Here is a 25,654-nt window from a genome sequence, read left to right on the forward strand (position 1 = left end):
CGCTACCGGTAGGGGTGGCCCGAGACCGGGTCGCAGGGCGGGTCGGGCGTTGCCGCAATGGCATGCAGCGCGCGCTCACGCTCACCGGGACGCACCGTGTACTGCTCCGGCGGGTCGCCGGGCGGATAGGCGCCGACCACCAGCAGGTCCGCCGACTGGCCCAGGTTGCGGTGCGCGGTGCCGGCGGGCAGCACCACCACGTCGCCGGCGGCGAGGTCCAGCACCACCCCGGCCTCCGCCCCCAGCCGCACCCGGACATGGCCACGGGCGATCGCCAGCGCCTCATGCGCGTTGGGATGGTAGTGGTCGTAGTCATGGATGCCGTTGCGCCAGGCGGGGAGCCAGCCATGCCGGGCGAACAGGGCCTCGGCGGCCTCGGCATCACCGGCGGGCACGGCGCCACGGTGGATCAGGACGGGAAGGCGCGCATTGTTCGGGATCTGGCCGCCGCGCGGTTCACTGTCCGTCAGGAACAGGCGTTCGGCGCCATCGGTGCCGCGTTCATGCATGGAAGGACCCTCCGCAGGCCAGACGCGCTGGCCCCGGGCTGGGTTCTACTCGAAAAGCTGCGAGGTCAGGCGCAGATGCTGGCTGGCATGCGGGGCGCCATCCTGCGCCACCTCGATCAGCGCCGGCGCCTCGGCCGTCATCATGCGCGTGCCGGCGGGGCGGTTGTAGATGAAGCCATGCGTCGGGTAGGTGCGGCCGAAGCTGTCGCTGGAATGCCCGACCTGGACGCGGACCGCGGTCCAGTCGTTGCGGTCGGAGACGTCCATCACCACGACGCCCCGCATCACGCTGCCGCGGCGGATGCCAGGGCCGCCCCAATTGGCGTGGTCGATATGGATGGTGCGGCTGCCGACGACGCGGCTGACCACGGCGACGTGGCCCCGGCTCATCCCACCGGATGCCGTGAAGGCCAGGACGGCGCCACGCTCGGGCCGCTGTCCCCGGGCGTAGGTGCCTGCGGCCGCGCCCCACCACAGGCGGGCATCGCCGCTGATGTTCATGCCGGTCGCCATCCGCGCGAAGGGCACGCAGGACAGGCCGGAGGTTGCGGAGACGGGCAGGATGGGCGTGCCGGCGCCGACCTGCGGCACGGCGGCGCGGAAGGACGCGAGCTGCGGGCCGGTGATGGTGCGGACCGGACGGGCCTGGGCATCCTGGCGTGCAGGCGCCGCAGGACGGGCGGCGCGCTGGCTCGGCGTCGAACGCTGCGCGGCGGCCTGGGCCTGCGGGTTGATCCGGTCGGCAAGGGCGCTGGGCAGGCTGATGACGGATGTTCCCATCAGGACGCAGAGTGCGGCCAGCGTGCCTCTTGCCCGCATGTGTGAATCCCCGTTCGTGTGCCTCAAGCGCGCCGAGCGGCTCGCCTGAAACATGCGGTAACCGGCGGGGATGGCCCGGGGCAACCCGGCGTGATCGCAACGGCGCCAAACCGGGGCGATTTGCTCAAGCTGGCGTGATCGCTCGCCCCAGGAACAGATCATCTTCCTAGGATGAAACACGCCGAAACACGAAGACACAGTGTAGCGGCAGGAAAGACACACTCGGCACACGGAATCGGGAGGCGCCAAAACCTGGTCACATGGCTGGCATGTGACCAGGGAATGAATCGAGGTCGGCTGCTGCCTCAGCGGCAGGCGGTGACCATGATCTCCACAAGGTGGCGCGGGTCGGCCATGTTCGCCTCGACGCAGGCGCGCACCGGACGGCCGGCCTCGCCCAGCCAGGACACCCAGTGCTTGTTCATGGCGTCGCGGTCGCGGATGTCCTTCAGCCAGATCTGCGCCTGCAGCAGGCGGGTGTTGTCGGTGCCGTTGGCTTCCAGCGCCGCGTCGATCTTCGCCAGTACCTGCTGGGTCTGCCCGCCGATGTCCTGGGACAGGTCGTCGGCCGTGATGCCGGCGAGGTAGACGAAGTTGTGGTACTCGACCGAGGTCGACAGGATCGGGTTGCTGCCCTGGCGGGTGATCTTGGACATCGCGCGGTTCTCCTCGTGGCGTTTCGCGCGGTGTTCGTAGGACGGGGGTGGCAGGGCGACAAGACGGGGCGCGTCCTGCCGGGATCAGCCTTCCGGTGGCGACGCCTCGCCATGGTCGGCGGCACCGGCCACGGCGCAGCCACAGAAGGGGCAGCGGGCCAGCCGCGCCAGTTGGGAGGCCAGTTCGGGCGGCACCGGCCGCCCCCCCAGCATCCGCGCCAGCTCCGCCTCCAGCGCCGCGTGGCTGTCCGTGGCCGTGCAGCCGGTGCCGTATTCGGCGGCGATGTCGGCGGAGGGCGCCTCGAGCCGGAAGGCCTGCGCCGCCGCGGGAAGGGCTGCGGCGGGAAGGCAGGTCAGCAGGGCGCGGCGGTGGGTCGACATGCGCCGAGCCTACCGCAGCACGCGGCCGCTACGCCACCTCGGCGTAGCTACGCCACGACGGCGTAGCTGCTGCCGGATGCCGCGGCACCGATCATCGCCTCGAACACCGCGACGCCGTGGATCGCCTCGGCGACCGGCAGCGGGTAGGCCGGGCCGCCCGCGACGGCGGTCGCGAATGCTGCAAGTTCAGCGGCTTCGATGTCGGTCTTCGGAAAATTCTTCACCCAGGGCTCGCCTTCGCGCGGGGTGAAGCTGAGGCTCTCATGGCCCTGCAATTGCAAGATACCCTCCGTCCCGAACAGCGCGACGCGCCAGAAGGAGGGTGTCAGCGCCAGGGTCGCGAAGTTCAGCGTCGCGCCGCTTTCCAGCTCCGCCAGCATCGCCGTGGTATCGTCGATGGTCTTCGAGACCTGCGCCTTGCTGATGACGGAGACCTGCCGGAAGCGCCCGGCCAGGTGGATGATCATGTCGATCATGTGGATGCCCATGCCGCCCATGCCGCCGAGCGGGCTCTCCGCCCGGTCCGCGCGCCACATGCCGGGCTGGTAGGCGCGGGCGCCGGGGCCGCTGAACTGGCCCTCGACATGCAGCAGGGTGCCGAGCTTGCCCTCGGCCAGCATGAACTTCATCAGCGCGACCGAGGGCAGGAAGCGCCGGTTGTGGCCGAGCGCCATCACCACGCCGGCCTTCTCGCAGGCCGCCACGGCGGCGGCGGCGCTGGCGCGGTCCAGGGTGAAGGGCTTCTCGCAGAACACGTGCTTGCCGGCACGCGCGGCGGCGATCACCTGCTCCGCATGCTGGGCGTGCGGCGTTGCCAGCACCACCGCCTTTACCTCCGGGTCCGCCAGCACGGCGGCGAAATCGGGCAGCAGGCGCAGCTTCTGCTCCCCGGCCCAGGCGCGCGCCTTGTCGGGAGACCGGGTGGTGCCGGCGACGAAGCGGATCGGCGCCCCCTGCTGGCCCTGGACGCTGTTGACCAGCACCTGGCCCCAGCGGCCCATCCCGACGATGGCTGCGTTTAACATTCTGTTCGCTCCCAAAGCATTTTCAAGTCCGGCGGATTCGCCGGACGATTCGGAAAATGCGACTGCATTACCGGCTCGCCGAGGATGCCGGCTCGCCTTCCAATTCGCGTTCCATCCGGCGCAGCCGCGTCAGGCCCCAGGCGAAGACGCCGAGGAACAGCGCCACCGCCACCAGCGTCGGCCATTGCAGCCCGAACAATTCCCCGGCCGCGCCCAGCGACAGCGCGCCGAGCGCCGGGAAGGCGCGGGTGATCAGGCCCCAGAGGCTCAGCATCCGGCCCCGATAGGTCGTGTCCGTCGCGCTCTGGATCAGGGTCTGCACGCTGATGCCGTGGATCGAGGCGGTGCCGCCGATCAGCGCCGCGCAGAGCATGCCGAAGGGGAAGAAGCTGGTGGCGACGAAGCCCACGGTTGCCACCGCCTGCGCCAGCCCGGCGAAGACCGCAAGCCGTGTGGTACCCTCCAGCCGCCCGCGGGACGCCACCCAAAGGCCCGCGACCAGCGCGCCGACGCCGAAGCAGGCGGTCAGGATCGCCAGGCTCTCTGCGCCGCGGCCGAACAGGCGCTCGACGAAAGGCGGCAGGATCTCCTGCACGCCGCGCAGCAGCAGCGCACCCAGCGCGGCATACAGCAGGATCGGGCCGAGGCCCGGATGCCGCGCGGCATAGCGCAGCCCCTCCATCACCTCGCCGAACAGGGAGGCCGAGGCGGGGTGGCCGCGGCGTTCCTTCGGGTCGATCCGCAGCAGGTAGATGGACAGGCAGGCGAACATGTAGCCCACCGCATTGCCCGCAATCGCCGGCACCACGCCCCAGATGGCGATGACCGGGCCGGCGATGGCGGGGCCGATGAAGCGGGCGGTGGCGAAGCACAGCGAATTGGCGGCGACCGCGGCCGGCAGGTCGGCGCGCGCCACGATGCCGGGCATCAGCGTCTGCCGCGCCGGCTGGGCGAAGCTGGCGGCGACGCCGCCCAGCACCTCCAGCACCAGCAGGATGGCGATGGTCATGTGGCCGCTGAAGGTGATGCCGGCGACGAGCGCCGATTGCAGCGCGATGGCCAGTTGCGTCCACATCGCCAGCTTCACCCGGTCCACCCGGTCCGCCATCGCGCCGGCCAGCGGGCTGATGAACACCGCCGGCGCCAGGTCGCAGAACGCCACCATGCCGACCCAGAAGGCGCTGCCCGTCAGTTCCCAGGCGAGCCAGGACACCGCGATGCGCTGCATCCACAGCCCGGTCCAGGCGACCATGGAGCCGGAGAAGAAAAGCCTGGAATCGCGCGTGGCAAGCGCGCGGACGAGGGCGCTGGAGGAAGCCACCCGGGAGGCCGGGTCAGCGCACCCGTCGCGGCGTGGCCGGCGGCGCCCCCGGTGGGGCCGGGGCGGCGGTGGGCGCGGTCGGCGCGCGGCTCAGGCATTCGGCGATCAGCCGGTCGCGGTCGATCTGCGCCGCGCCGCGATCCGATTCGAGCCGGCTGAACGGCGTGACGCCGAGGGTGCCGCGACTCGACTCGGACTCATCCGTCCGCATCAGCTGCCCGCGCTCCCGGTACTGCACCACGCGCGTGGCCTCGGTCCGGCAGGCCTCGTAGCGGCTGTCGCGCTGGCCCTGCGGCACCGGCGCCGGGGCAGCGATCGGTGTCGGCAGATTGCCGGGCAGGGCAATGTTGCAGGCCGCCAACGGCAGGGTGAACAGCAGGAAAATCGGCAGGCGGCGGGGCATGTCGGGAACCTTCGGGGCGGCGGATCAGGCCAGGACGCGGGGGCCCGCCTCGGGTGGGCCGGGCAGGGTGCGTGACAATAGCCCGCGAAGTTCCTCCGCGTCGAACCTGGCCCCGGCATCGAGCGGCTGGGCGGCGGCGGCGCGCAGAAGGGACGGGTGCAATTCCACGCCATCGGCGGTCACCGCGAACAGCCCGGCCATCCAGGCGCTGCGCCCCATCACCTCCACCAGCGCCAGCAGCCGCAGGCACAGCGCCAGGCCGGGCAGCGTCTCGAGCCCGGCGCGGCGGTCCACCGCCTCGGCCCAGGACCGTGCGTCGCGGTCGGCGATGGACAGCACGGTGGCGCTGCCGTCCGAGCGGCGGAACAGCAGGGTGCGCGTCGGCCCCCACTGGCCGGCATGGGCGCGGTCCCGCGCCGCATCCCAGGCGGCGAGCAGGGCCGTAGGCGTGACGGCGGGCAGCGCCTCGGGCGCGACGGGGACGGCGTAGGACAGGCTGCCGTCTTCGGCGGCAGCGACCTGGATCTTGGCATGCGGCATCTTGTTCAATGTGGCATCGCCGCCGCGCCGTGACACCCATCGCGGATGGCATCTTCGCAAAGCGTGCCGGGCATGGCGTGATGCGGCCATGGAACCGAACCGCCTCACCGCCCTCGACGCCGCCCGCGCCATCGCCGCCGGCCGGCTTTCCGCCACCGACCTGATGGAGGCCTGCCTGGCCCGCGCCGCGGAACGCGAAGGGGTGGTGCACGCCTTCGTCCACCTGGACCGCGGCCTGGCCCGCCGCGCCGCGACCCGCGCGCGGCCGGGGCCGCTGTCGGGCCTCCCGTTCGGGGTGAAGGACGTGCTGGATACGGCGGACATGCCGACCGGCTACGGCTCGCCGATCTGGGCCGGGCATCGGCCGCGCGGCGATTCGGCGGTGGTGGCCGCGGCGCGCGCGGCGGGCGCGGTCATCATGGGCAAGACCGTCACCACCGAATTCGCCACCCGCAACCCCGGGCCGACCACCAATCCGCACAACCCCGCGCATACGCCGGGCGGATCCTCCTCCGGCTCCGCCGCCGCGGTCGCGGATTTCATGCTGCCGCTGGCCTTCGGCACGCAGACGGCCGGCAGCATCATCCGCCCCGCCGCCTATTGCGGCGTCGTCGGCTTCAAGCCGAGCTATGGCAGCCTGCATCGTGGCGGCATGAAGGTGTGCTCGGAGGGTCTCGACACCATCGGCGTCATGGCCCGCAGCGTCGCCGATTGCGGGCTCGCGATCGGCGCGATGACCGGGATGCCGATGGACCCGGAGGCGAAGCTTTCCCGCCCGCCGCGCCTCGGCCTCAGCTTCGGCCAGGCGCCGGAGGCCGCGGCGCCGGAGACGGTGGCGCGGCTGCACGAGGTGGCGGAGGCCGCGCGCCGCGCCGGGGCGGAGGTGGTGGAATTCGCCCTGCCGCCGGCGCTGGAGGAGGCCGCCGCGCTGCATGCCCACATGATGAACATGGAGACCCGCCAGGCGCTGGCCTGGGAATGGGCGGTGGCGCGCGCCGAAATCTCCCCGGTGCTGCGGGAGAGGCTGGAGTGGGCGGAGGCGCAGCCGGCCGAGAAGCTGCTTGAATCGCGGGTGGCCGCGAAGGCGGCACGCGCCGCCTTCCTGGATGCGACCCAGGGGCTCGACGCCATATTGACGCCCAGCGCGCCGGCCGAGGCGCCGGAAGGGTTGGGCTATACCGGCGATGCGACCTTCAACCTGCTCTGGACCCTGCTGTGGGGGCCGAACGTGACCATTCCGGCCGGGACCGGCCCGAAAGGACTTCCGCTCGGCGTGCAACTGGTCGGGCGCATCGGCGAGGATGCGGGGCTGCTCGCCACCGCACGTTGGGTACAGGCTGCGATCGGTTGACGGAGGACGTTGCGGCCGAGGCGCTGGGCCGCGCGCGGCACCTGCTGGCCTTGCCCGACCCGGTCGCGGCGATCGCGCCGCTGGAGGCGGCGGCGGCCGCCACCGGCCTGACCCAGGTGGAGGCGCTGCGCGCCCTGGTCCGGCTGCGTACCGGCCTCGGCCAGGATGCGGTGGCCGCGGCGCATGGGCGGACGCTGCTGGCGCTGCGGCCGGAGGATGACCAGGCGCGCTTCCTGCTCGGCCGGTCGCTGCACCTGCTCGGCTGGCCAGACCTGGCGCTGCGCTGCTTCCGCGCCCTGCGCGCGCCGGTGCCGGCCTGGTGGGTTGCGATGACCCACGACGTGGCGGCGGAGCTTTCGGCCGCGCGGCTGGAGGCGTTGGCGGCCTGCCGCGCCTGGCGCCGCGGCCGTCGCGACGCGCAGAAGCTGGCCCGGCTGCTGCTGCGCGCCGGCCATCCGCGCGCGGCCGAGGCGGTGCTGGCCGCACGTCCCGTGGACCAGCGCGGCGACTGGGCGGAGGCGCTGGTCCGGCTGCGCCTGGCGGAGGGCGCACCCGATGCAGAATTGCGCGCCACCCTCCGCCACCCGCCGGCGCTGAACTGGCGGGATGCCCTGGCGGCGGCCCGCATGCTGCTGCAGATCGGCGAGGTGGCCGCAGCGGAAGCCATGCTGGCGACACTTCCGGACCACCTGTCCAGCCCTGCCGGCGCGCTGCTGCGGACCCGGCTGCTGCTGCTGGCCGGCGAGGTGCCGCGCCTGCGGGCCGTCACGGCCGCGGCCTTCGCCGCCAAGCCCTACCGCAGCGACCCGGCGCGGCAGGCGGTGACGGCGCTGGTGCTGGACCGGGCGATCCCGATCTGGCGCGGCCCGGACCCTGCCGCCGGGTCGCCGCTGACCGTGCCACTCGTGCAGTACTGGGACACGCCCGACCCGCCGTCCGATGTGCTGGAGGTGATGGAGAGCTGGGTGCGCCACCACCCCGGCCTGCCCCTGGCGCGTTTCCATGCGGCGAGTGCGCGGGATTTCCTCGCCGGGGTGGGGGCGGAGGCGCTGGCCGCCTTCGAGTCCTGCCGCCACCCCGCCATGCAATCCGACGTGCTGCGCATGGTGTTCCTCGCGCGCCATGGCGGGCTCTGGGCGGATGTGGATGAGCGCTGCCTGCGGCCGGTCTCCGAATGGCTGGCGCGGCTGCCCCGGCTCGGGCTTCTGGCGGCGTTCTCGGATGAGATTCCCTACTACGTCCACAGCTATGTGCTGGCGGCGCCGCCGGGCAGCGGCGTGATGGCGCGGCTGGTCGCGCGGATGCTGCCGCCGCTGGTTGCCGCCGCCCGCCGTGGCCAGCAGGTGCGCATCTGGGAGGCGACGGGGCCGGGGCTTGTAACGCGCGCGGTGGCGGCGGAGGCCGATCCCTCGGCGGTGGCACTGCTCGAGCCCGGGTATTTCCGCGGCTTCGTCGGGGCGGTCGAGGATCTCGGCTACCGGCGCACGGCGGCGGGGAACTGGCGGCTGGCCTAGGGCCGTTTCACCTGCGCCATGCACAGGTGAAACGGCCCTAGCTGTTGATTTGGCGCATTTACCGAGCCGTCAGGCGTATCCGCCTGACTTGAAAATGCTCTAGATGCTCCGCAGCCACGCGGCGGTCTCGGGATCGGCCGGATAGAAGGATTCTATCGCAAGCTCGGACAGGGTGACTTCGGCGGGGTTGCCGAAGACCGTGGTGGTGGACAGCAGCGTCAGCCGCCCGGCCGCAGTTTCCAGCACCAGCGGCACCACGACCCCGCCCGGGATCAGGGCCGGGATGGTCGGCACGGCGCGTGGCGGCGCGGGCAGCGCCTGCAACTCGGCCAGCAGCGCGGCCAGCACCGGATCGCCGCCAGCGTCCACCTGCCGGCGCAGCCGTTCCAGCAGGTGCGACCGCCACTCGACGAAATTGCCGATGCGCGGCGCCAGCCCGCCCGGATGCAGGCTGAGCCGCATGGCGTTCACCGGCGGTGCCAGCAGGGACGGCTCGGCGATCCCGGCCAGCAGCGGCGCCACGGCGGCATTCGTCGCCACGATCTGCCAGTGCCGGTCCACGGCCAGCGCCGGGTTCGGCGCCTGCGCCGCCAGGATCATCTCCAGCGCCTGGCGCGCGCCGGCCATGGCCGGGTCGGCCAGCGGCGCGTCGCGGTAGGCGGGGGCGTAGCCGGCGGCGAGCAGCAGCGTGTTGCGGGCCCGCAGCGGCACGTCGAGCTGTTCCGCCAGGCGCAGCACCATCTCCCGGCTCGGGCTGGCGCGGCCGCTTTCGACGTAGCTGAGGTGCCGGGTCGAGACCTCCGCATCCAAGGCGAGGTCGAGCTGGCTGCGGCGCCGGCGCTGCCGCCATTCGCGCAGCAGCAGGCCGATGGGTGGGGATGGGGCTGGGGCTGACATGGCGCCGATCCTAGCCAGCATGGCGCCGGCTTCCCATGACCTCCGAGGTTATCGCGCGGCGGCCTCGGACGGGTGTTGGTTGGCGGCATCGGAAACCGAAGGAGGACATCCCGATGCCGAATATGCGGATGCTGCGGCTGGCGCTGCTGGCCGATGCGGCGGCCTGCGCCGCCTGCGGCGTGGTGCTGGCGGCCGGCGCCGGCGCGCTGGCCGGCCCGCTTGGCCTGCCGGAGCCGCTGTTGCGCTGGGTTGGCCTTGGGCTGCTGCCCTGGGCGGCCTTCGTCGGCCTGACGGGCTGGGCGGCCAGCCCCTCGCGCCGCGCCGCCTGGGCCATCGTCGCGCTGAACGCGCTCTGGGTGCTGGACAGCCTGCTGCTGGCGGCGGGCGCCTTCGGCCTGGCCCCGACCGGGCTGGGCGTCGCCTTCATCCTGGCCCAGGCCACCCTCGGCGGTGGCTTCGCGGTGGTGCAGACGCTGGCGCTGCGGCCTGTGCAGTCGGAGGGCGTGGCATGATCCGCACCCGCGACGGCGTCGGCCTGTTCCACCGCAGCCTTGGCGCCGGCTCGCCGGTGGTGTTCCTGGCGAGCTGGTCGCTGCCGGGCGACAGCTGGTTCGGACAGATGATGGCGATGCGCGATGCCGGCCGGCGCGCCGTGGCCTATGACCGCCGTGGCCATGGAAGGTCGGAGGACCCCGGCCAGGGTTTCGACTACGACACGCTGGCCGACGACCTCGCCGATGTGCTCGCCGCACTCGACCTGTCGGCGGTCACGCTCGTCGCGATGTCCGGCGCGGCGGGGGAGGCGGTGCGCTACCTGACCCGTCATGGCACCGGGCGCATCGCGCGGCTGGCGCTGGTCGGCCCGACGACGCCGCTGCTGGCGCAGCGCCTGGACAATCCGGCCGGCATCCCGGCCGAGGTTCTTGCCGCGCTGCGGGAGGAATTGCGGCGGGATTTCCCGCTGTGGCTGGCCCGCAACGTGCGGGCCTTCGGAGGCCCGGACGCCTCCGATGCCACGCTGGAGTGGGTGTGCCGGCTGGCGTCCCAAGCCTCGCTGCCGGGGCTTCTGGACTTCCACCGCAACCTGGCGGAGACGGATTTCAGGGCCGAGCTGGCGGCGCTGCGCCTGCCCGTGCTGGTAATCCAGGGCGAAGCCGATGCGACCTGCCCGATCGAGCTGACCGGCCGTCCGACGGCCGCGCTTGTGCCGGGCGCCCGGCTTGTGGAGATTCCGGGCGCGCCGCACGGCCTGATCGTCAGCCACCCGGAGCGCCTGTCCGCCGCGCTGCTGGACTTCGTCAGCCCGGCGGCAGGGTAAGCCGATGCCCGAGGCCGGGTTCGCCGAACCAGCGGACATGCTCCGCCACCAGGTCGATCGAAAGCTCGGCCTCGGGCGGCAGCGTCACGGTCAGGTCGACCTCCGCCACGCCGCCCGGCGGCAGCGGTGCCGTCAGGAAACGGTGGCGCTTCCAGTTGCGGTTGGCGAGGCTGCCGTCCGGCCTGAGCAGCAGCAGGCCGAGGTTGACGCAACCCTTCTCCGAGCCGGAGGGCAGCCAATCCACCTCGCCGGTGTTTTCCAGACGCAGCACCAGCCGCAGGCCGTCGGCGCCAGTTTGCAGCAGGCGGACGCCGATCTGCGCGGCAAGCCCCTCGCGCCGCAGGCTGCTCGGGCGGTCGCTGGCTTCCTGGCCGCGATGCAGCACGAACATCCGGAAACCCTGCAGCACCGGCAGGGCCAGGTCGCGATAGGTGGCGGAAGGTGGCGGCGTGGGCGCGGCGAGCCCCTCCATCTCGTGGCCGTACAATTCCATGAAGCGTCCGAGCGGCAGCATCAGGGGACGGATGCTGAACAGGCCGACCTCGATCCGCGCGAAGCCGCATTCCTGCGCGGCGGCCCAGATGTCCTGGATGCGGATGTCGTTCTCGATCACGCCATGGCGGTGCATCTCGTGCTGCGAACTCTCGGCGCCGGAATGCTGCGGGCCGGGTTCCATGAACACGGCGCGGCCGGTCGGTGCCAGCAGCCGGGCGAAATCCGCCAGCACGCCGCCCTGGTCCGGCACGTGGTGGAACGCCTCGTGGCACAGGATGCGATCGAAACTGCCATCGGGCAGGTCGAGGCGGATGCCGTCATACGGCACGTAGCGCAGCCGCGTCGCCAGCTCCGGCCAGTACCGGGCATCATGCGCGGCGGCGGCCTCCAGCGCGGTGGGGGAAATGTCGGTCGCCACGACCTCGCAGCCCGCCTCGGCCAGCCGGCGGCCGAGCCAGGCGACGCCACAGCCGAACTCCAGCACGCGCAGGCCGGGGAACAGCTCCGCCGCCTCCAGCATCGCGCCCAGCCGGGTCAGGTTGGGACCCACCTTGGCCAGCGGCGCGAAGGGCTTGCGGAAGCTCCAATGGTCCGGCGTGACATCGGCGTGGGAGGCATCGGCGCGGGCGGCGTGTTCCTCCAGCGGCAGGTCCGCGATCAGGCGGCGGACGTCGATCGGTGAGACGCTCATCGCTTGCCGGCGAATTCGGGCAGGCCCTTGAGGCTTTCCGTCGTGTCGAAGTCGCGCAGCACGGCGTCGCTGGCCATCTCCACCTCTACCATCCGCGCCGCGTGCTGGGCCGCCAGGTGGCGCGCGCCGATGTCGCCGGTGATGGTCAGCATCTGCGGCAGGAATTCCCGCGCCCACAGCATCGGGTTGCCCTGCTTGCCCCGGAAGGTCGGCTGCACGATGGCGCGGCGCTCCTCCGGGTCGAAGGCCTGCATCAGGCGGTCCAGCATCGCGGCCGAGACCAGCGGCATGTCGCCGAGGCAGACCATGATGCCCTCGGCTTCCGGCGGCACCGCCGCCAGCCCCGCCTTGAGCGAGGCGGACAGGCCATCCGCGTAGTTTTCCGCATGGGCGAACAGGACCGGCCGGCCGGCCAGTGCTTCCTCGATCCGCTCCCGCTCATGGCCCGTCACGACGATCACCGGCGAGGCATGCGAGGCGAGCACGTTGTCGACCACCCGCAGAATCATCGGGATGCCCTTGTTGTCGGGCACCAGCAGCTTGTTCAGCGGCGCCATGCGGCGGGACCGCCCGGCGGCCAGCACCAGGGCGCAGACGGTACGGGCCCGGCGCGGGGCGCTGGTCAGCGGCGGGGTGCGCGGGGCCTCGGCGCGGGGCAGGGGGCGGGTCTCGATCTCCTTCAGCAGTCCGCCGACTCCCATGCCCATGACGTCCTTCGCCGTCACCTTGCGACCCGCGAAGATGCGGGCGAGCACCCAGTCGAAGCCGTTCAGCTTCGGGCTGCGGGCGCAGCCCGCCAGCACCAGGGCCGGCGTTTCACCGATGCGGCCGAGGCAGATCAGGTTGCCGGGGTCCACCGGCATGCCGAAATGCTCGATTGTGCCGCCGGCGCGGACGATGCCGGCCGGGCCGACATCGCGCCGGTCCACCACGGCGGAGGCGCCGGCGACCAGCAGCAGGTCGGCGCCGGCGCGCTTCAGCCGGGCCAGCGCATCGGCGACCGGGCCTTCCTCATGCCGCACGCGTTCCACCGGTAGCAGCGTGCCGAGCAGGGCGCGGATGCGCGTCTCGGTCGCCTCCACCGCGCCATCCATGACGCTTTCCTTGATGCCGGGCAGTTCCGTCAGCACCAGGCCGACGCTAAGTGGCTGGAACGGATGCACGCCAAGCGCGCCGTTCGTCTTGCGGCCGACGCCGACACCCTTGGCGATCGCCTCCACCACCGCCAGCACGCGGCCAGGGACGGCGAAGGGGATGATCTTGATGGTCGCCAGCATCTCCTTCGTGTCGACCACGCTGTGGTTCGGCAGGGTGGCGATGGTGACGCTTTCGTCGACGGCGTTGATGCGCTCGATCAATGCCGCATCCAGGGTGAACAGGCCGGGGCTTTCGGCGAACAGGTTCACCCGGCCGGTCGCGGCGCGGGACCGGGCGATAAGGGGCGCCATCAGCGCATCGGCGATGCGATCGGCCGCCTCATCCTCCGGCACGTCGCCGGATTCGAGGCGCGCCGTGATGACATCGCGCCGGCCGGCCTCCCGCAGCAGCGTGATGGCGGCCTCGTCCAGCACGGTGCCTTTCTTGATCACGCGCCCGGGCAGGCGGACGGTGTGGGCGAGGATGGCGCCGCGCGCTTCGTCCAGTGGGGTCGGGCCGAAATTCATGATTTGGGAACTTTCGGTCCACGCCGCGCCGCGACGATCTGCGCCATGATGGAGACGGCGATTTCGGGCGCGGTGACGGCGCCGATGTCGAGGCCGACGGGCGCGTGGATTCGTGCCATCTCAGCCTCGGTCAGCCCCGCCTCACCAAGCCGGTCGAGGCGCTTGGCGTGGGTGCGGCGGCTGCCGAGGCAGCCGATGTAGAAGGCGGGGCTGCGCAGCACCACCTCCAGCGCCGGGTCGTCCAGCTTCGGATCGTGCGTCAGGGTGACAACGGCGGTGCGGGTATCCGGCGCCAGCGCGGTCATCGCCTCGTCCGGCCAGTCGCCGGAGATGGCGACGGACTGGCCGAGGCGTTCCTCCGTGGCGAAGGCGCGGCGCGGGTCCACCACCGTCACGGCGAAACCCAGCGTCGCGGCCATCGGCACCAGCGCCTGGGCGATGTGGACGGCGCCGACCACGATCAGGCGCAGCGGCGGGTTCTGCGGCTGGATGAACCAGCTTTCCTCCCCCAGCGCGGCGTTGCGCGCGGCATCGGCCGCCAGCGCCGCCTGCGCCTCGGCGGCCAGCGCCGCCGGCACATCGTCGTCCGGATACAGAAGCTGCGCGCCATCCGGCAGCCGTGTCAGCAGCGCCACCGGGCGCTTCGCGTCGCGGGCGGCCGTCAGGCGGGCCAGAAACTCCGGTGTCATGACTCAAGTACCCCTTGCGGCCGGCAGCGCCGGCCGAGGCCGCGAAGGCGGCCCGCCACCAGTGTGGCGAGCCAAGCCGCCGGAGGCGGCGCCGGGCCCTTGAGGGCATCAAGATGCTTCATCCGAGTTTCTCGACGAAGACCTTCAGCTTGCCGCCGCAGGCCAGCCCGACTTCCCACGCACGGTCGTCGGAGATGCCGAAGTCGAGCAACTGCGGCGCGCCGCTTTCCATGGTCTGCTTCGCCACGTCCGCCACCGCTCCCTCGATGCAGCCGCCGGAGACGCTGCCCTCCATGCGGCCGGAGGCGGTGACCACCAGGCGCGACCCCGCCGGGCGCGGCGAGGAGCCCCAGGTCTCGACCACGGTGGCGATGGCCACCTGCTCGCCTTCCGCGACCCAGCGGGCGGCGGTAGCGAGGATGTCTTCGGACGATGCGCTCATGCCGCGCTCCTCATTCGGCCGGCGCGCGGGTCCGACAGGACGGTGACCAGGTCGCGCAGGCTCGCAAGATTATGCACCGGGCGGAATTCGTCCACATGCGGAAGCATCGCCCGGATGCCCTGGGATTTGGGCTGGAAGGCCGCGTAGCGCAACAGGGGATTGAGCCAGATCAGGCGGCGGCAGGACCTTTGCAGCCGGTCCGTGGCCTCCGCGAGACCGCGCGCCCCTTCGCGGTCCAGCCCATCCGTGATCAGCAGCACCACGGCGCCCTGGCCCAGCACGCGGCGCGACCACAGCCGGTTGAACAGCTCCAGCGAATCGCCGATGCGGGTGCCGCCGGACCAGTCCGGCACGGCATGGGCCACCGCCTCGAACGCCACTTCCGCGTCGCGGTGGCGCAACTGGCGGGTGACGTTGGTCAGGCGCGTGCCGAACAGGAAGGTGTGGACACGCTCGCGGTCATTCGCCACGGCGTGGAGGAAGTGGATCAGGATCTGCGCATAGCGCGCCATGCTGCCGGAGATGTCGCACAGCGCCACCAGCGGCGGCGGGCGCACGATGCGGCGGCGCCGCGCGATGTCCAGGATCTCGCCGCCGGTCCGCAGGCTTTCGCGGGTGGTGGCGCGCAGGTCCCAGGCGGGGCCGGAGGGGTCGGCGCGGAAGCGGCGCGTCGGGCGGGCATCCAGCGGCAGGACCAGCTTGCGGATCTCGCGCTTGGCGTTGGCGAGGTCGGCGGCGGACATCGCCTCGAAATCCATCGCCTGCAGGCGCTCGCGCTCGCTGACGGTGAAGGTCATGTCCACCCGTTCCTCGGGCGGCTTGTCGTCCGGCCGGGGCGGCTTCGGGCGGTCGCCCTGCATCGCCTCCGCCAGGCGGCGCTGCGCCGGGGCGGGCTTGGCGGGCTCCTGCATCCCCTCCATCAGCGCCATGGCGCTGGCGTGGCGGGCGGCGTCGGGGTCGCGCCAGAACATGCCGAAGGCCTGGTCGAACAGCAGGAAGTGCTCGTGGCGGTGGATCATGGTGGCGCGCAGCGCGGCATGGACCTGGGCGCGGTCGCCGAGCTCCACCTGAGTCAGCGCCTCCGCCCCCGCCATGCTCTCGACCGGGCCGACCGGCACGCCGGCGCGACGCAGCAGGCGGCCGAAGGCGAGCAGGTTGAAGGCCAGCGCCGCGCCGGGGGCCGCGGACGGCAGCGACAACGCCGCCTTCGGCGGAATCACGCCGCCGCCTGCTTGGCCTCGGCCACCAGCCGGGCGGCCTCGGCACCGCGGATCTTGGCGATGTCGTCCTGGTATTTCAGCAGCGCGCCGAGCGTCTCATCCACCAGGGTCGGCTCCAGCTCCCGCGCATCGAGCGCCGACAGCGCCGCGGCCCAGTCGATGGTCTCGGCGACGCCGGGCGGCTTGAAGGTGTCCGCGCCGCGCACCGCCTGGACGAAGGCGACCACCTGGGCGGACAGCGCATCGCCGACCTGCGGCGCGCGGATCTTCAGGATGGCCCGTTCGCGGGCGGCGTCGGGGTAGTCCACCCAATGGTACAGGCAGCGGCGGCGGATGGCGTCATGCACCTCCCGCGTCCGGTTCGAGGTGATGATGACCAGCGGTGGCGTTGCCGCCTTCACCGTGCCGAGTTCCGGGATGCTGATCTGGAAGTCCGCCAGGATTTCGAGGAGGAAGGCCTCGAAGGGTTCGTCGGCGCGGTCCAGCTCATCGATCAACAGGACGGCGGGTTCGCCCTCCAGCGCGTCCAGCAGCGGGCGGGATTGCAGGAAGCGGCGGTCGTAGATGCCGCGCTCCAGCGCCTCCCGGTCCCCCGCGCCGCCGCTGGCCTCGGCGAGCCGGATCGCCATGAGCTGGCGGGCGTGGTTCCATTCATAGGCGGCCGACGCCAGGTCCATGCCGTCGTAGCATTGCAGGCGGACCAGGCGGCGCGGCAGCTCGGCGGCCAGGACCTTGGCGATCTCGGTCTTGCCGGTGCCCGGCTCCCCTTCCAGGAACACCGGGCGGTTCATGCGCAGCGCCAGGTGGATGGTGGTGGCGAGCTGGCGATCGGCGACGTAGCCGCCTTCCGCCAGCAGGCGCTGCGTCGCGGCGACGTCGGCCGGTCCGGTTGAGGCGGGCACGCTCACGTCAGGAAGATCAGCGCGAGGACGATCAGCATCGCGCCCAGGCCGAACCAGACCTGGAACGGGAAGCCGAGGAAATCCTGGGTCAGCAGGCGCAGCGGCAGCGGCATCTCGCCCGAGGTCGGGTTCGGCCGGTGCACCGGCCCGCCCGGGGACATGCCCTCCGCGCCGTGCTGGGTCAGCGGCGCGGCGGTGGCGGGTTCGGCCAGGTATTCGGTATCCGTGCCGGAGACGGCGACCGGTTCCGGGTGCTCCGCCAGCGGCGGCGCGACGATGGCGGCGAAGCGGTCGAAGAACTGGTCGGCCATCGACTTCGCGGTGCTGTCGATCAGCCGGGCGCCGAGCTGCGCCATCTTGCCGCCGACCTGGGCGCGCACGGCGTAGCGCAGCACGGTCGCCTCCGGCCCGTCTTCCTCCAGCGCCACGTCGGCGCCGCCCTTGGCGAAGCCCATGGCGCCGCCGGTGCCCTCGCCGGAGATGGTGTAGGAGACCGGCGGGACGATGTTGGACAGCGTGACCTTGCCGCCGAACTTGGCGGACATCGGGCCGAGCTTCATCGACACCTTGGCCTGGAACTGGTCTTCCCCGATCCGTTCCACGCTTTCGCAGCCGGGAATCGCCGCCTGCAGCACCTGGGGATCGTTCAGGGCGTCCCAGACCCGTTCCCGGGGCGCTGCGATGCGCCGTTCGCCGGTCATTTCCATGCGCGAGTTCTCCGCTTTGCGGCGCCGAAGGTAGGCCGGGCGGGGCTTGGCGGGAAGGGCGGGCGGCGGGATCGTGAGGCGACGGGCCGATTTCCTGCCCGCTGGCGGCCCGGTGACGCGGAAAGGGTAAGCGTCTATGGGCTGTTCGTGGTGCTGGCGAAATAAGGACTCCGGGACATGAGGGGGAAGGTTCTGCGCAGCCTTGCCGCGGCGCTGCTGCTGGCGCCGAGCCCGGCGATGGCCGCCGGCGTGCCGGGGGCGCAACTGTCGCTGGCCTGGGGCATTCCCTTCGTCGGCATCCTGCTGTCCATCGCGCTGATGCCGCTGGTGGCCGCGCATCTGTGGCACCACCACTACGGCAAGATCGCCGCGATCTGGGCGGCGCTGTTCCTGCTGCCCTTCGCCGCCACCTTCGGCTTCGATGCGGCCTGGTACGAATTCGCCCATGTCATGGTGCTGGAATACGTGCCCTTCATCGCGCTGCTGCTGGCGCTGTACACGGCGGGCGGCGGGGTGCTGCTGCGCGGCTCGCTGGTGGGCACGCCCACGGTGAACACGGCGCTGCTGGCCATCGGCACCATCCTGGCCAGCATGATGGGCACCACGGGGGCGGCCATGCTGCTGATCCGCCCGGTGCTGCGCGCCAATGCCTTCCGCACCCGCAAGACCCACACCTTCGTCTTCTTCATCTTCCTGGTCGCCAATATCGGCGGCAGCCTGACCCCGGTGGGTGACCCGCCGCTGTATCTCGGCTTCCTGCGCGGCGTGTCCTTCTTCTGGCCTACCACCCACCTGTTCGCCGAATTCGCGACCTGCGCGGTGATCCTGCTTGCGGTCTACTGGCTGCTGGATACGCTGGCCTGGAACCGGGAGAAGCCGGTGCCGCCGGTGATCGCCAAGGAGGCGGTCGGCATCGAGGGTTGGCTGAATGTCTGGCTGGTGCTGGCCATCGTCGCCGTCGTCATCGGCATGGGCTACGTCAAGCTCGGCAGCATGAACGTGCTGGGCCAGGTGATGGAGGTGGAGCGGGTGGTCGGCATCGGCCTGTTCCTCGCCATCACCGGCCTCTCCGTCGCCTTCACCACGCCGGCGCTGCGGGAGGCGAACGGGTTTGCCTGGGGCGCGATCCTGGAAGTCGCCAAACTGTTCGCGGCGATCTTCGTCTGCATGGCCCCGGTGCTGGCCATCCTGCGGGCCGGCAGCCAGGGCGCGGCGGCGGGGCTGGTGGCACTGACCTCCGGCCCGGATGGGGCGCCGATTCCCTGGGTGTACTTCTGGATGAGCGGGGTGCTGTCCAGCTTCCTCGACAATGCGCCGACCTACATCGTGTTCTTCGAATTGGCCGGCGGCGACCCGGTGACGCTGATGGGGCAGGGGGCGCTGACGCTGGCGGCGATATCCTGCGGCGCGGTGTTCATGGGGGCCAATTCCTACATCGGCAACGCGCCGAACTTCATGGTGAAGGCCATCGTCGAGGAGAACGGCGTCCGCATGCCGTCCTTCTTCGCCTATTGCGCTTGGGCGGTGGTGTTCCTGGTGCCGCTGTTCGTGCTGATCACCTTCATCTTCTTCCGGACGCCCTGATGGACGACGCCGGCTTCATGGCGCTGGCCCTGGCGCAGGCGCGGACGGGCTTCGAGGAAGGCGGCGTGCCGGTGGGTGCCGTGCTGGTGGGGGTGGAGGGGCGGCTGCTCGGCGCCGGGCGGAACCGGCGGGTGCAGCAGGGCGACCCGATCGCGCATGGCGAGATGGACTGCCTGCGCCAGGTCGGACGCCGCCCCGGCTATGCCGGCACCACGCTCTACACCACCCTGACGCCTTGCATGATGTGCGCCGGCACCATCGTGCAGTTCGGCATTTCCCGGGTTGTCATCGGTGAGAACCGCAGCTTCGCCGGCAACGAGGATTTCCTTCGGGATCGCGGCGTGCAGGTGACGGTGCTGGATGATCCGGCCTGCGTCGCCCTCATGCAGCGCTTCCAGGCCGAGCGGCCGGAGGTCTGGGCGGAGGATATTGGCGCGTAGATTCGGCAGGCGACGCGACAAAGCTACTGAGGGCCAATCCTGCCGTACGGAGGCAGAAAATGATGGCATGGAACCGGCTTCTCGAGCTGCTCGCTTTCCCGGCTCGCGTCGTGAGCACTATCCTTCGACTTCCGTCCGGTGTCCGGATTGGGCTGCACAGGATTGTTCGGCGCAGCGATACCTACGATGACTTCATGAGCCGCGAGATCAGGTTGAAGGATGACGAGAAGACAAAGGTTCTTTATGACCGCCTCTATGCTGACCTTTCGATCCTGGACACCAAGGGCGGGGCGCTGCTTCAGTTCATCTCCCTGATTGTCACCGTCTTCTCCCTGATCCTCAGCCCCTCGATCGGGCAGACCGGCCGGGTCAGTATTCCCGAGGGTCTGCTGGAGCGGCCCTATACGCAGCTTTTCCTCGTCGTCGGCGCCGCCTTTGCATACGCGTCCGCCGCCGCCGCCTTCGTGGTGATCTGGGTCCGCTGGGCGAGTAGCGACGACGCCCCGGAGAGGCGGGCGCGCCACATCTTCAGGGTTCGCAAGGTGCGGACCCGGGCCTATCGCTGGGCCTGCCGTCTTTCCCTGGCCAGCCTTTCGTGCCTGGTCGTGCACCTGGCACTGGCCAACCTGCCGTGAGCGTTTGGGGGGCCCGGGTGCCGCGAAGTCGCACCCATCGGGTGCCCTTCCCCACATGGTCCGGTGCTCTATACCTGGCGCAGCAATGCGGCCGACCTCCATCCGGAGCCAAGACATGCCCTATGTGATCGCCGACGACCTGCCCGACGCCCCCGCGGGCCAGCGCTTCCGCGCCCTGCTGGACCGGCCGCAGATCCTGCAGATGCCCGGCGCGCATCTCGGCATCGCCGCGCTGCTGGCGAAGGAGGCGGGGTTCGAGGCGCTGTACATGTCGGGCGCCGCCATGTCCGCCACCATGGGCCTGCCCGACCTCGGCATGATCACGGTGGATGACGTGGCCTTCCACATCCGCCAGGTCGCCCGCGCCGCCTCCCTGCCCATCCTGGTCGATGGCGACACCGGGTACGGGGAGGCGCTGAACGTTATGCACATGGTCCGGACCTTCGAGGAAGCCGGCGCCGCCGCCGTGCACCTGGAGGACCAGCTGCTGCCGAAGAAGTGCGGCCACCTGAACGACAAGAAGCTGGCCGATGCGCGCGACATGGCCGCCAAGGTCGCGGCTGCCCGCAAGGCTCGCAAGCACCTGTACATCATCGCCCGCACGGATGCCGTGGCCAGCGAGGGCATGGATGCGGCGGTCGACCGGGCGCAGCTGTACCTGGACGCCGGCGCCGACGCGATCTTCCCCGAGGCGCTGGTAACCCGCGACATGTTCGCCGAATTCGCCCGCCGCATGCCGGGCGTGAAGCTGCTGGCGAACATGACGGAGTTCGGCCGCACGCCGTTCTTCACGGCGCAGGAATTCCAGGACCTCGGCTACGCCATGGTGATCTGGCCGGTCAGCCACCTGCGGGTCGCGGCACGGGCGATGGAGGAACTCTACGCCGCCATCAACCGCGACGGTGGCACGATGAAGATGCTGGACCGCATGCAGACCCGGGCGCAGCTCTACGCCACGATCAAGTACCATGAGTACGAGGCGCTGGATTCCAGCCTGATCCAGACCGTCATCCCGGACGGCATGCCGCAATAGCCTTGGACGGACGGCTCAGGCGGCGAACCAGGCCGGGATCTCCGCCATGCTGCTGAACAGGATGTCCGGCTGCGCCGCCGCCAGGGCGGAGGGCACGGCGTAGCCCCAGGCGACCGCGCCGGCCTGCACGCCGGCGCTGCGGGCCGCGGCGATGTCGCGCAGCTCGTCGCCGATCGCCATCGCCTCCGCCGGCAGTCGCCCGCTGCGGCGCAGCACCTGGCGGAAGCGGGAAGCCTTGCCGAACAGGGTGGCGTCGCAGGCCCAATGGGTGAAGCCCGCGGCGGCCTCGCCCAGGGCCCGGCGGGCATTCGCCTCGCTGTTGGAGGACACCAGCGCCAGCGTCACCCCCGCCAGCCGCAGCCGCTCCAGCATGGCGCCGGCGCCGGGGAACAGCGGCGGCGGCGGGGCGGCGGTGGCCAGCGCCTTCACATGGGCGGCGATGCGCGGCAGCTTCCATAGCGGAACATGCAGCGCGCGCAGGATGGCCCGCGCATCGCGGTCGCGCAGCGATTCGGCCTCCGCCTGGTCGATGCGGCGGAAGCCGAATCGGCGCGCGGCATCGTCCAGCGCCTCGAACATCAGGGCGCGGCTGTCGGCCAGCGTGCCATCCAGGTCGAACACCGCCAGGCGCGGTGGTGGCAGCGCGCCCCTTGGGCCCTCCCTGGAAAATGCCTGCAGCGGCAACCTCGGGGTCGGCCCGATCCGGCTCAACATGCGGCGTCTCTGTCGCGGGGCTGGCGCGGCGGGGGGGTCACATGCGGGCCTTGGGCGGTTGCGGGATCAGGACAACGCCAGCGGAGGGGGCGCCGTCAAGCCATCACATCGCTCACCCACGCGGTTCCGGCTTGAATCTGCTGAGCAGGTAGAGGGTCAGCACGCCGAAAAGGCGGATCACCACCGCCACGTCATGGGCGGTGACCGCGACGGCGACCCCGATGGCCCAGAGCGAGGCGGCCGTTGCGGTGCCGTGCACCTGGCCGCCATCCTTCAGGATGGCGCCGCCGCCGACGAAGCCCATGCCGGTTATGACGCCCTCGATGATCCGCGCCGCGGCCTCGGGCTGCCCGGCGGTCAGGCTCTCCGTCGCCTGGACGAAGCCGCAGGAGGCCACGGCGACGAGGGAAAGGTGCGCAGTCCGGCGCTGCGATCCTTCCTTTCCCGGTTCCAGCCGATCAGGAAGGCGAGGGCGTATGCGATGGCCAGGTCGCGCAGATGCGGCAGCAGGCTGAGCTGGCGCACGCTGGGCAGCAGGTCGGCGAGGTCCGTGCGCCGCAGAACGCGCTGGAACGCCGGTGGTTCTGTCGGGGGAAGGTTGGCTCCGGCGGTAGGATTCGAACCTACGACCAACGGATTAACAGTCCGCTGCGCTACCGCTGCGCCACGCCGGATCAGCCAAGGTGCCGGGCTATAGCGACCGCCCGGCCCGGGGTAAAGCCCCCAAGCGAGGAGGGGGTCGGAAAGGCCGCGGCCGGAATCGAACCGGCATATACGGATTTGCAGTCCGCTGCATCACCACTCTGCCACGCGGCCGTGACACGATGGCGCCTCTATCCGGCAGGGCGCGTCGCTGGTCAAGGCACACGCGATCCGAGGCGCGGAACTGCGACTTGGCCGGCGCGCGGGCCGCCCGTATAAGCGCGCCATGGACAAGGCAGCGACGATGGACCTGGATCGCGCGACAGGCGCAAGGCCGGATATGGCGGCAGCGCGCCGCTTCATGGTCGATGGCCAGTTGCGGCCGAACAAGGTCACGGACCCGCTGCTGCTGGCCGCCATGGGCGACCTGCCGCGGGAGCGCTTCCTGCCGCCCGGCCTCGCCGCGCGCGCCTATGCCGACGAGGATGTGCGCCTGCCCGGCGGCCGCGCCCTGATCGAGCCGATGGTCATCGCCCGCCTGCTGCAATTGTTGCGGCTGCGGGAGGGGGATCGGATGCTGGTGCTCGGCGCCGGCACGGGCTACGCGGCGGCGGTCGCGGTGCGCTGCGGCGCGCGCGTTACCGCCGTCGAATCCGATCCGGCGCTGTTCGGCCATGCCCGCGATGCGGTCACCGGCCTGCTGCCGGCCGGCGTGCTGCGCCTGGTCCAGGCCGACCCGTCGCTCGGCCATGCGCCCGGCGCACCCTATGACGCCATTCTGATCGAGGGCGAAATTCCCGAAATTCCGGCGGCGATCGCCGAGCAACTGGCGGAAGGCGGCCGCCTGGCGACGGTCCTGGCGGCGGCGGAACGCGGCCTGTCCTCCCGCGCCGTGCTGGGATTGCAGCAGGGCGGCAGCTTCAGCGTGACGGATGCCTTCGATTGCGCCACCCTGCCGCTGCCTCAGTTCCAACCGGCGCCGGGCTTCGCCTTCTGAAGCCCAGGTCAGGCCGGCGTGCCCTTCGTCTCCCCCGCCCCGCGGCGTGGGCATCTGGAGTTTCGACGCGATGATGTCCTCCCGTTCCGCCCTCGCCCTGATGCTGCTGGCCTCTCCGGCCGCCATCATCGCACCCGCCGCGGCGCAGCCGTTGCAGGAAGCGCTGGCGTTGGCCTACGCCAACAACCCCACCCTGCAGGCGGCGCGCGCCGAACTGCGTGCCGTCGATGAAGGCGTGCCACAGGCGCTGTCGGGATGGCGGCCCACGGTGCAGGTCACCGGCAGCTACGGCACCGCGACCGGCCGCGCCACCGCAAGCGGCGCCAGCCGCAACGTTGACCGCGACCCGGCCGCCATCCAGGCCGGCGTGACGCAGCCGCTGTACCGCGGTGGTCGCACGGTCGCGCAGACGCGGCGGGCCGAGAACCTGGTGCTGGCGCAGCGCGCCCGGCTGATCGCGACCGAACAGCAGGTGCTGGGGGATACCGTGAATGCCTATGTCGCGGTGATCCGCGACCAGGAGGAGGTCCGCCTCAACATCAACAACGAGCAGGTGCTGAACCGCCAGCTCAGCGCCACCAACGAACGGTTTCGCGTCGGCGAGATCACCCGCACGGACGTGGCGCAGGCGGAAAGCCGGCTGGCCGGCACCCGCGCCGCCCGCGCCGACGCCGAGGGCCGCCTGCAGCAGTCCCGCGCCACCTTCACCCGCCTGGTCGGCCAGCCGCCGCAGCGCCTGGTCGCGCCGCAGCCGCTGCGCGCGCCGGTGGCGAACGCCGCCGAGGCCGGCGCCGTGGCCAGCCGCAACAACCCGGCCGTGGTCGCCGCCCTGTTCGGCGAGGCGGCAGCGCGGGACCTGGTGGACGTGAACTTCGGCACGCTGCTGCCGCAGGTCAGCCTGAACGGCACCACCTTCCGCAACGACAACAGCCAGGCCCCGGACAGCCGCGCCACCGGCAGCCAGCTGACGGCGAACCTCACCGTGCCGCTCTACCAGGGCGGTTCCGAGTATTCGCAGGTGCGCGAGGCGCGGCAGCGGGCCCAGCAGGCGCGGCAGGTGGTGGCGGACCAGCGCCGCGCGGCCTCGCAGCAGGCCACCTCGGCGTGGGAGACGCTGAATGCGGCGCGTGCGCAGGTGGACAGCGTGCGCGCGCAGATTCGCGCCGCCGAGATCGCGCTGGACGGCGTGCAGCGGGAAGCCATCGTCGGCAGCCGTACCACGCTGGATGTGCTGAACGCGGAACAGGAACTGCTGAATGCCCGCGTCAGCCTGGTTCGTGCGCTGGCGAATGTGATCACCGCCTCGCACGCGCTGGCGGCCTCCGTCGGCCGCCTGACGGCGCAGGATCTCGGGCTGCCGGTGCAGATGTATGACATGGAGGCGTATTATCGCCAGGTGCGGAACCGCTGGGTCGGCCTTGGCGACTATGCCGAGCAGGGGCGCTAACGGATGAGTGGTGCGGGCAAGGGGCCTGGAGGTGGTGGTCCCGGTGGCGGGACGGGCGGGGGAAACGACCCGGCGATGGACGATATCCTCGCCTCCATCCGTCGCATCCTGAACGAGGACGAGGCGCAGGACACGTCGTCACCGGCCGCCAAGGGTGATGCGCCGGAGGATGAGCCGCTGGACCTGACCGAGGCGATGCTGGTCGGCCCGCCCGTTCCGGAGACGGTGGCTAGGCCGGAGCCGGCCGCGCCCGTTCTGCCGCCGCCCCGTGCCGCCACGCATGCACACGAACCGACGCCTGAACCGCCCGCGCCGGAACCACCCATGACGGTCGCCAACGTGATGACCGCGGCGGAGGGGCTGATCGCGCCCGCCGTCGCGGCCGCCACCACGCAGACCCTGGCCACGCTGCTGCGCAGCGTCGCCAACGAACGTTCTGCCACGGTGCACCGCGGCGGACCGTCGATCGAGGATGTGGTGCGGGAGGAAATCCGGCCGCTGCTGAAGGAATGGCTGGACCAGCACCTGCCGCCGCTGGTCGAGCGCCTGGTGCGGGTAGAGATCGAGCGGGTGATCGGGCGCGCCCAGGGCTAGGCGCAGGGCTGACGCCCGGACCCG

At 71.6% G+C, this 25,654-nt stretch carries 29 protein-coding genes and 2 tRNA genes; 11 read left to right on the forward strand and 20 right to left on the reverse strand.

All coding sequences use genetic code 11. The annotated features are described in order from the left end of the window. Window positions 1–2 precede the first annotated feature (2 nt). The 8 genes from ACFHPP_RS19055 to ACFHPP_RS19090 form a co-directional block, all read right to left on the reverse strand. Window positions 3–509, reverse strand: coding sequence for a cupin domain-containing protein (locus ACFHPP_RS19055; protein ID WP_437164819.1), 507 nt, complete (start codon window positions 507–509; stop codon window positions 3–5). 45 nt (window positions 510–554) lie between these two features. Beyond that, window positions 555–1,328, reverse strand: coding sequence for a CHAP domain-containing protein (locus tag ACFHPP_RS19060; protein ID WP_437164820.1), 774 nt, complete (start codon window positions 1,326–1,328; stop codon window positions 555–557). A 305-nt stretch (window positions 1,329–1,633) separates the two neighbouring features. Further along, window positions 1,634–1,984, reverse strand: a complete 351-nt coding sequence (locus tag ACFHPP_RS19065) for a RidA family protein (protein ID WP_437164821.1) — start codon at window positions 1,982–1,984, stop codon at window positions 1,634–1,636. 84 nt (window positions 1,985–2,068) lie between these two features. Beyond that, entirely contained in the window at window positions 2,069–2,365 is a 297-nt protein-coding gene (locus ACFHPP_RS19070; RefSeq protein ID WP_437164822.1) for a hypothetical protein, read from the reverse strand. Between the two features lie 47 nt (window positions 2,366–2,412). Beyond that, complete coding sequence (locus ACFHPP_RS19075; RefSeq protein WP_437164823.1) at window positions 2,413–3,390, reverse strand: Gfo/Idh/MocA family protein; 978 nt, start codon at window positions 3,388–3,390, stop codon at window positions 2,413–2,415. Window positions 3,391–3,457: 67 nt separating this feature from the next. Beyond that, the gene (locus ACFHPP_RS19080) at window positions 3,458–4,711 is read right to left on the reverse strand and encodes an MFS transporter (protein ID WP_437164824.1); all 1,254 of its coding nucleotides are present in this window, start codon (window positions 4,709–4,711) and stop codon (window positions 3,458–3,460) included. A 13-nt stretch (window positions 4,712–4,724) separates the two neighbouring features. After that, complete coding sequence (locus tag ACFHPP_RS19085) at window positions 4,725–5,114, reverse strand: hypothetical protein (protein ID WP_437164825.1); 390 nt, start codon at window positions 5,112–5,114, stop codon at window positions 4,725–4,727. Between the two features lie 24 nt (window positions 5,115–5,138). Next, window positions 5,139–5,654, reverse strand: a complete 516-nt coding sequence (locus ACFHPP_RS19090) for a hypothetical protein (protein ID WP_437164893.1) — start codon at window positions 5,652–5,654, stop codon at window positions 5,139–5,141. Between the two features lie 88 nt (window positions 5,655–5,742). Here ACFHPP_RS19090 and ACFHPP_RS19095 point away from each other — a divergent pair, with 88 nt between their 5' ends. Both ACFHPP_RS19095 and ACFHPP_RS19100 read left to right on the forward strand, forming a co-directional pair. After that, the gene (locus tag ACFHPP_RS19095; RefSeq protein WP_437164826.1) at window positions 5,743–7,005 is read left to right on the forward strand and encodes an amidase; all 1,263 of its coding nucleotides are present in this window, start codon (window positions 5,743–5,745) and stop codon (window positions 7,003–7,005) included. Further along, a complete protein-coding gene (locus ACFHPP_RS19100) occupies window positions 7,002–8,519 on the forward strand; it encodes a glycosyltransferase (RefSeq protein ID WP_437164827.1) in 1,518 nt (505 codons plus the stop codon). Before ACFHPP_RS19095 ends, ACFHPP_RS19100 begins: the two co-directional genes overlap by 4 nt. Window positions 8,520–8,618: 99 nt before the next feature. Here the strand turns inward: ACFHPP_RS19100 and ACFHPP_RS19105 are convergent, their stop codons facing one another. Continuing rightward, complete coding sequence (locus ACFHPP_RS19105; RefSeq protein ID WP_437164828.1) at window positions 8,619–9,416, reverse strand: helix-turn-helix domain-containing protein; 798 nt, start codon at window positions 9,414–9,416, stop codon at window positions 8,619–8,621. Window positions 9,417–9,529: 113 nt separating this feature from the next. Between ACFHPP_RS19105 and ACFHPP_RS19110 the strand changes: the two genes are divergently transcribed. Both ACFHPP_RS19110 and ACFHPP_RS19115 read left to right on the forward strand, forming a co-directional pair. Further along, window positions 9,530–9,928 carry a hypothetical protein gene (locus tag ACFHPP_RS19110; protein ID WP_437164829.1) on the forward strand — a complete coding sequence of 133 codons (399 nt, stop codon included), beginning with the start codon at window positions 9,530–9,532 and terminating at the stop codon, window positions 9,926–9,928. Next, window positions 9,925–10,734 (forward strand): alpha/beta fold hydrolase, encoded by an 810-nt coding sequence (locus tag ACFHPP_RS19115; protein WP_437164830.1) that lies wholly within the window; start codon window positions 9,925–9,927, stop codon window positions 10,732–10,734. The genes ACFHPP_RS19110 and ACFHPP_RS19115 overlap by 4 nt, the downstream gene beginning before the upstream one ends. Here ACFHPP_RS19115 and ACFHPP_RS19120 read toward each other — a convergent pair. From ACFHPP_RS19120 to ACFHPP_RS19150, 7 genes are all read right to left on the reverse strand, one after another. Next, window positions 10,715–11,920 (reverse strand): class I SAM-dependent methyltransferase, encoded by a 1,206-nt coding sequence (locus ACFHPP_RS19120; protein ID WP_437164831.1) that lies wholly within the window; start codon window positions 11,918–11,920, stop codon window positions 10,715–10,717. The two genes, ACFHPP_RS19115 and ACFHPP_RS19120, sit on opposite strands and share 20 nt — an antisense overlap. Next, complete coding sequence (locus ACFHPP_RS19125; protein ID WP_437164832.1) at window positions 11,917–13,584, reverse strand: NTP transferase domain-containing protein; 1,668 nt, start codon at window positions 13,582–13,584, stop codon at window positions 11,917–11,919. Before ACFHPP_RS19125 ends, ACFHPP_RS19120 begins: the two co-directional genes overlap by 4 nt. After that, window positions 13,581–14,273 (reverse strand): XdhC family protein, encoded by a 693-nt coding sequence (locus tag ACFHPP_RS19130; RefSeq protein ID WP_437164833.1) that lies wholly within the window; start codon window positions 14,271–14,273, stop codon window positions 13,581–13,583. Before ACFHPP_RS19130 ends, ACFHPP_RS19125 begins: the two co-directional genes overlap by 4 nt. 118 nt (window positions 14,274–14,391) lie before the next feature. Further along, the gene (locus ACFHPP_RS19135) at window positions 14,392–14,715 is read right to left on the reverse strand and encodes an XdhC family protein (RefSeq protein ID WP_437164834.1); all 324 of its coding nucleotides are present in this window, start codon (window positions 14,713–14,715) and stop codon (window positions 14,392–14,394) included. Continuing rightward, entirely contained in the window at window positions 14,712–15,935 is a 1,224-nt protein-coding gene (locus ACFHPP_RS19140) for a vWA domain-containing protein (protein ID WP_437164835.1), read from the reverse strand. Before ACFHPP_RS19140 ends, ACFHPP_RS19135 begins: the two co-directional genes overlap by 4 nt. Further along, a complete protein-coding gene (locus ACFHPP_RS19145; RefSeq protein ID WP_437164894.1) occupies window positions 15,932–16,837 on the reverse strand; it encodes an AAA family ATPase in 906 nt (301 codons plus the stop codon). The genes ACFHPP_RS19140 and ACFHPP_RS19145 overlap by 4 nt, the downstream gene beginning before the upstream one ends. Window positions 16,838–16,839: 2 nt before the next feature. Then, window positions 16,840–17,544 carry an SRPBCC family protein gene (locus ACFHPP_RS19150; protein WP_437164836.1) on the reverse strand — a complete coding sequence of 235 codons (705 nt, stop codon included), beginning with the start codon at window positions 17,542–17,544 and terminating at the stop codon, window positions 16,840–16,842. A gap of 177 nt (window positions 17,545–17,721) precedes the next feature. Here ACFHPP_RS19150 and ACFHPP_RS19155 point away from each other — a divergent pair, with 177 nt between their 5' ends. The 4 genes from ACFHPP_RS19155 to prpB all read left to right on the forward strand — a co-directional run bounded on the left by ACFHPP_RS19155 (window position 17,722) and on the right by prpB (window position 21,236). Next, entirely contained in the window at window positions 17,722–19,128 is a 1,407-nt protein-coding gene (locus ACFHPP_RS19155) for a sodium:proton antiporter (protein ID WP_437164837.1), read from the forward strand. After that, window positions 19,128–19,568 (forward strand): nucleoside deaminase, encoded by a 441-nt coding sequence (locus tag ACFHPP_RS19160; protein ID WP_437164838.1) that lies wholly within the window; start codon window positions 19,128–19,130, stop codon window positions 19,566–19,568. Before ACFHPP_RS19155 ends, ACFHPP_RS19160 begins: the two co-directional genes overlap by 1 nt. Before the next feature lie 59 nt (window positions 19,569–19,627). Beyond that, entirely contained in the window at window positions 19,628–20,203 is a 576-nt protein-coding gene (locus ACFHPP_RS19165; RefSeq protein ID WP_437164839.1) for a hypothetical protein, read from the forward strand. A 115-nt stretch (window positions 20,204–20,318) separates the two neighbouring features. After that, window positions 20,319–21,236 (forward strand): methylisocitrate lyase, encoded by a 918-nt coding sequence (gene prpB, locus ACFHPP_RS19170; RefSeq protein WP_437164840.1) that lies wholly within the window; start codon window positions 20,319–20,321, stop codon window positions 21,234–21,236. Window positions 21,237–21,251: 15 nt separating this feature from the next. Here the strand turns inward: prpB and ACFHPP_RS19175 are convergent, their stop codons facing one another. The 4 genes from ACFHPP_RS19175 to ACFHPP_RS19190 form a co-directional block, all read right to left on the reverse strand. Continuing rightward, window positions 21,252–21,950 (reverse strand): HAD hydrolase-like protein, encoded by a 699-nt coding sequence (locus ACFHPP_RS19175; protein ID WP_437164841.1) that lies wholly within the window; start codon window positions 21,948–21,950, stop codon window positions 21,252–21,254. A gap of 112 nt (window positions 21,951–22,062) precedes the next feature. Continuing rightward, entirely contained in the window at window positions 22,063–22,347 is a 285-nt protein-coding gene (locus ACFHPP_RS19180; RefSeq protein WP_437164842.1) for an MgtC/SapB family protein, read from the reverse strand. A 202-nt stretch (window positions 22,348–22,549) separates the two neighbouring features. Next, window positions 22,550–22,624, reverse strand: a tRNA-Asn gene (locus tag ACFHPP_RS19185). Window positions 22,625–22,695: 71 nt separating this feature from the next. Continuing rightward, window positions 22,696–22,766, reverse strand: a tRNA-Cys gene (locus ACFHPP_RS19190). A gap of 112 nt (window positions 22,767–22,878) precedes the next feature. Here ACFHPP_RS19190 and ACFHPP_RS19195 point away from each other — a divergent pair. The 3 genes from ACFHPP_RS19195 (at window position 22,879) to ACFHPP_RS19205 (ending at window position 25,630) form a co-directional block, all read left to right on the forward strand. After that, on the forward strand, window positions 22,879–23,589 hold the full coding sequence (locus tag ACFHPP_RS19195; protein WP_437164843.1) for a protein-L-isoaspartate O-methyltransferase family protein: 711 nt from the start codon (window positions 22,879–22,881) through the stop codon (window positions 23,587–23,589). A gap of 70 nt (window positions 23,590–23,659) precedes the next feature. Next, window positions 23,660–25,036: a TolC family outer membrane protein gene (locus ACFHPP_RS19200; protein ID WP_437164844.1), complete on the forward strand. Its 1,377-nt coding sequence runs from the start codon at window positions 23,660–23,662 to the stop codon at window positions 25,034–25,036. A 75-nt stretch (window positions 25,037–25,111) separates the two neighbouring features. Continuing rightward, window positions 25,112–25,630 (forward strand): DUF2497 domain-containing protein, encoded by a 519-nt coding sequence (locus tag ACFHPP_RS19205; protein WP_437164845.1) that lies wholly within the window; start codon window positions 25,112–25,114, stop codon window positions 25,628–25,630. Window positions 25,631–25,654 lie beyond the last annotated feature (24 nt).

The organism is Falsiroseomonas sp. E2-1-a20 (assembly GCF_051433195.1).
Lineage (GTDB): Bacteria > Pseudomonadota > Alphaproteobacteria > Acetobacterales > Acetobacteraceae > Falsiroseomonas.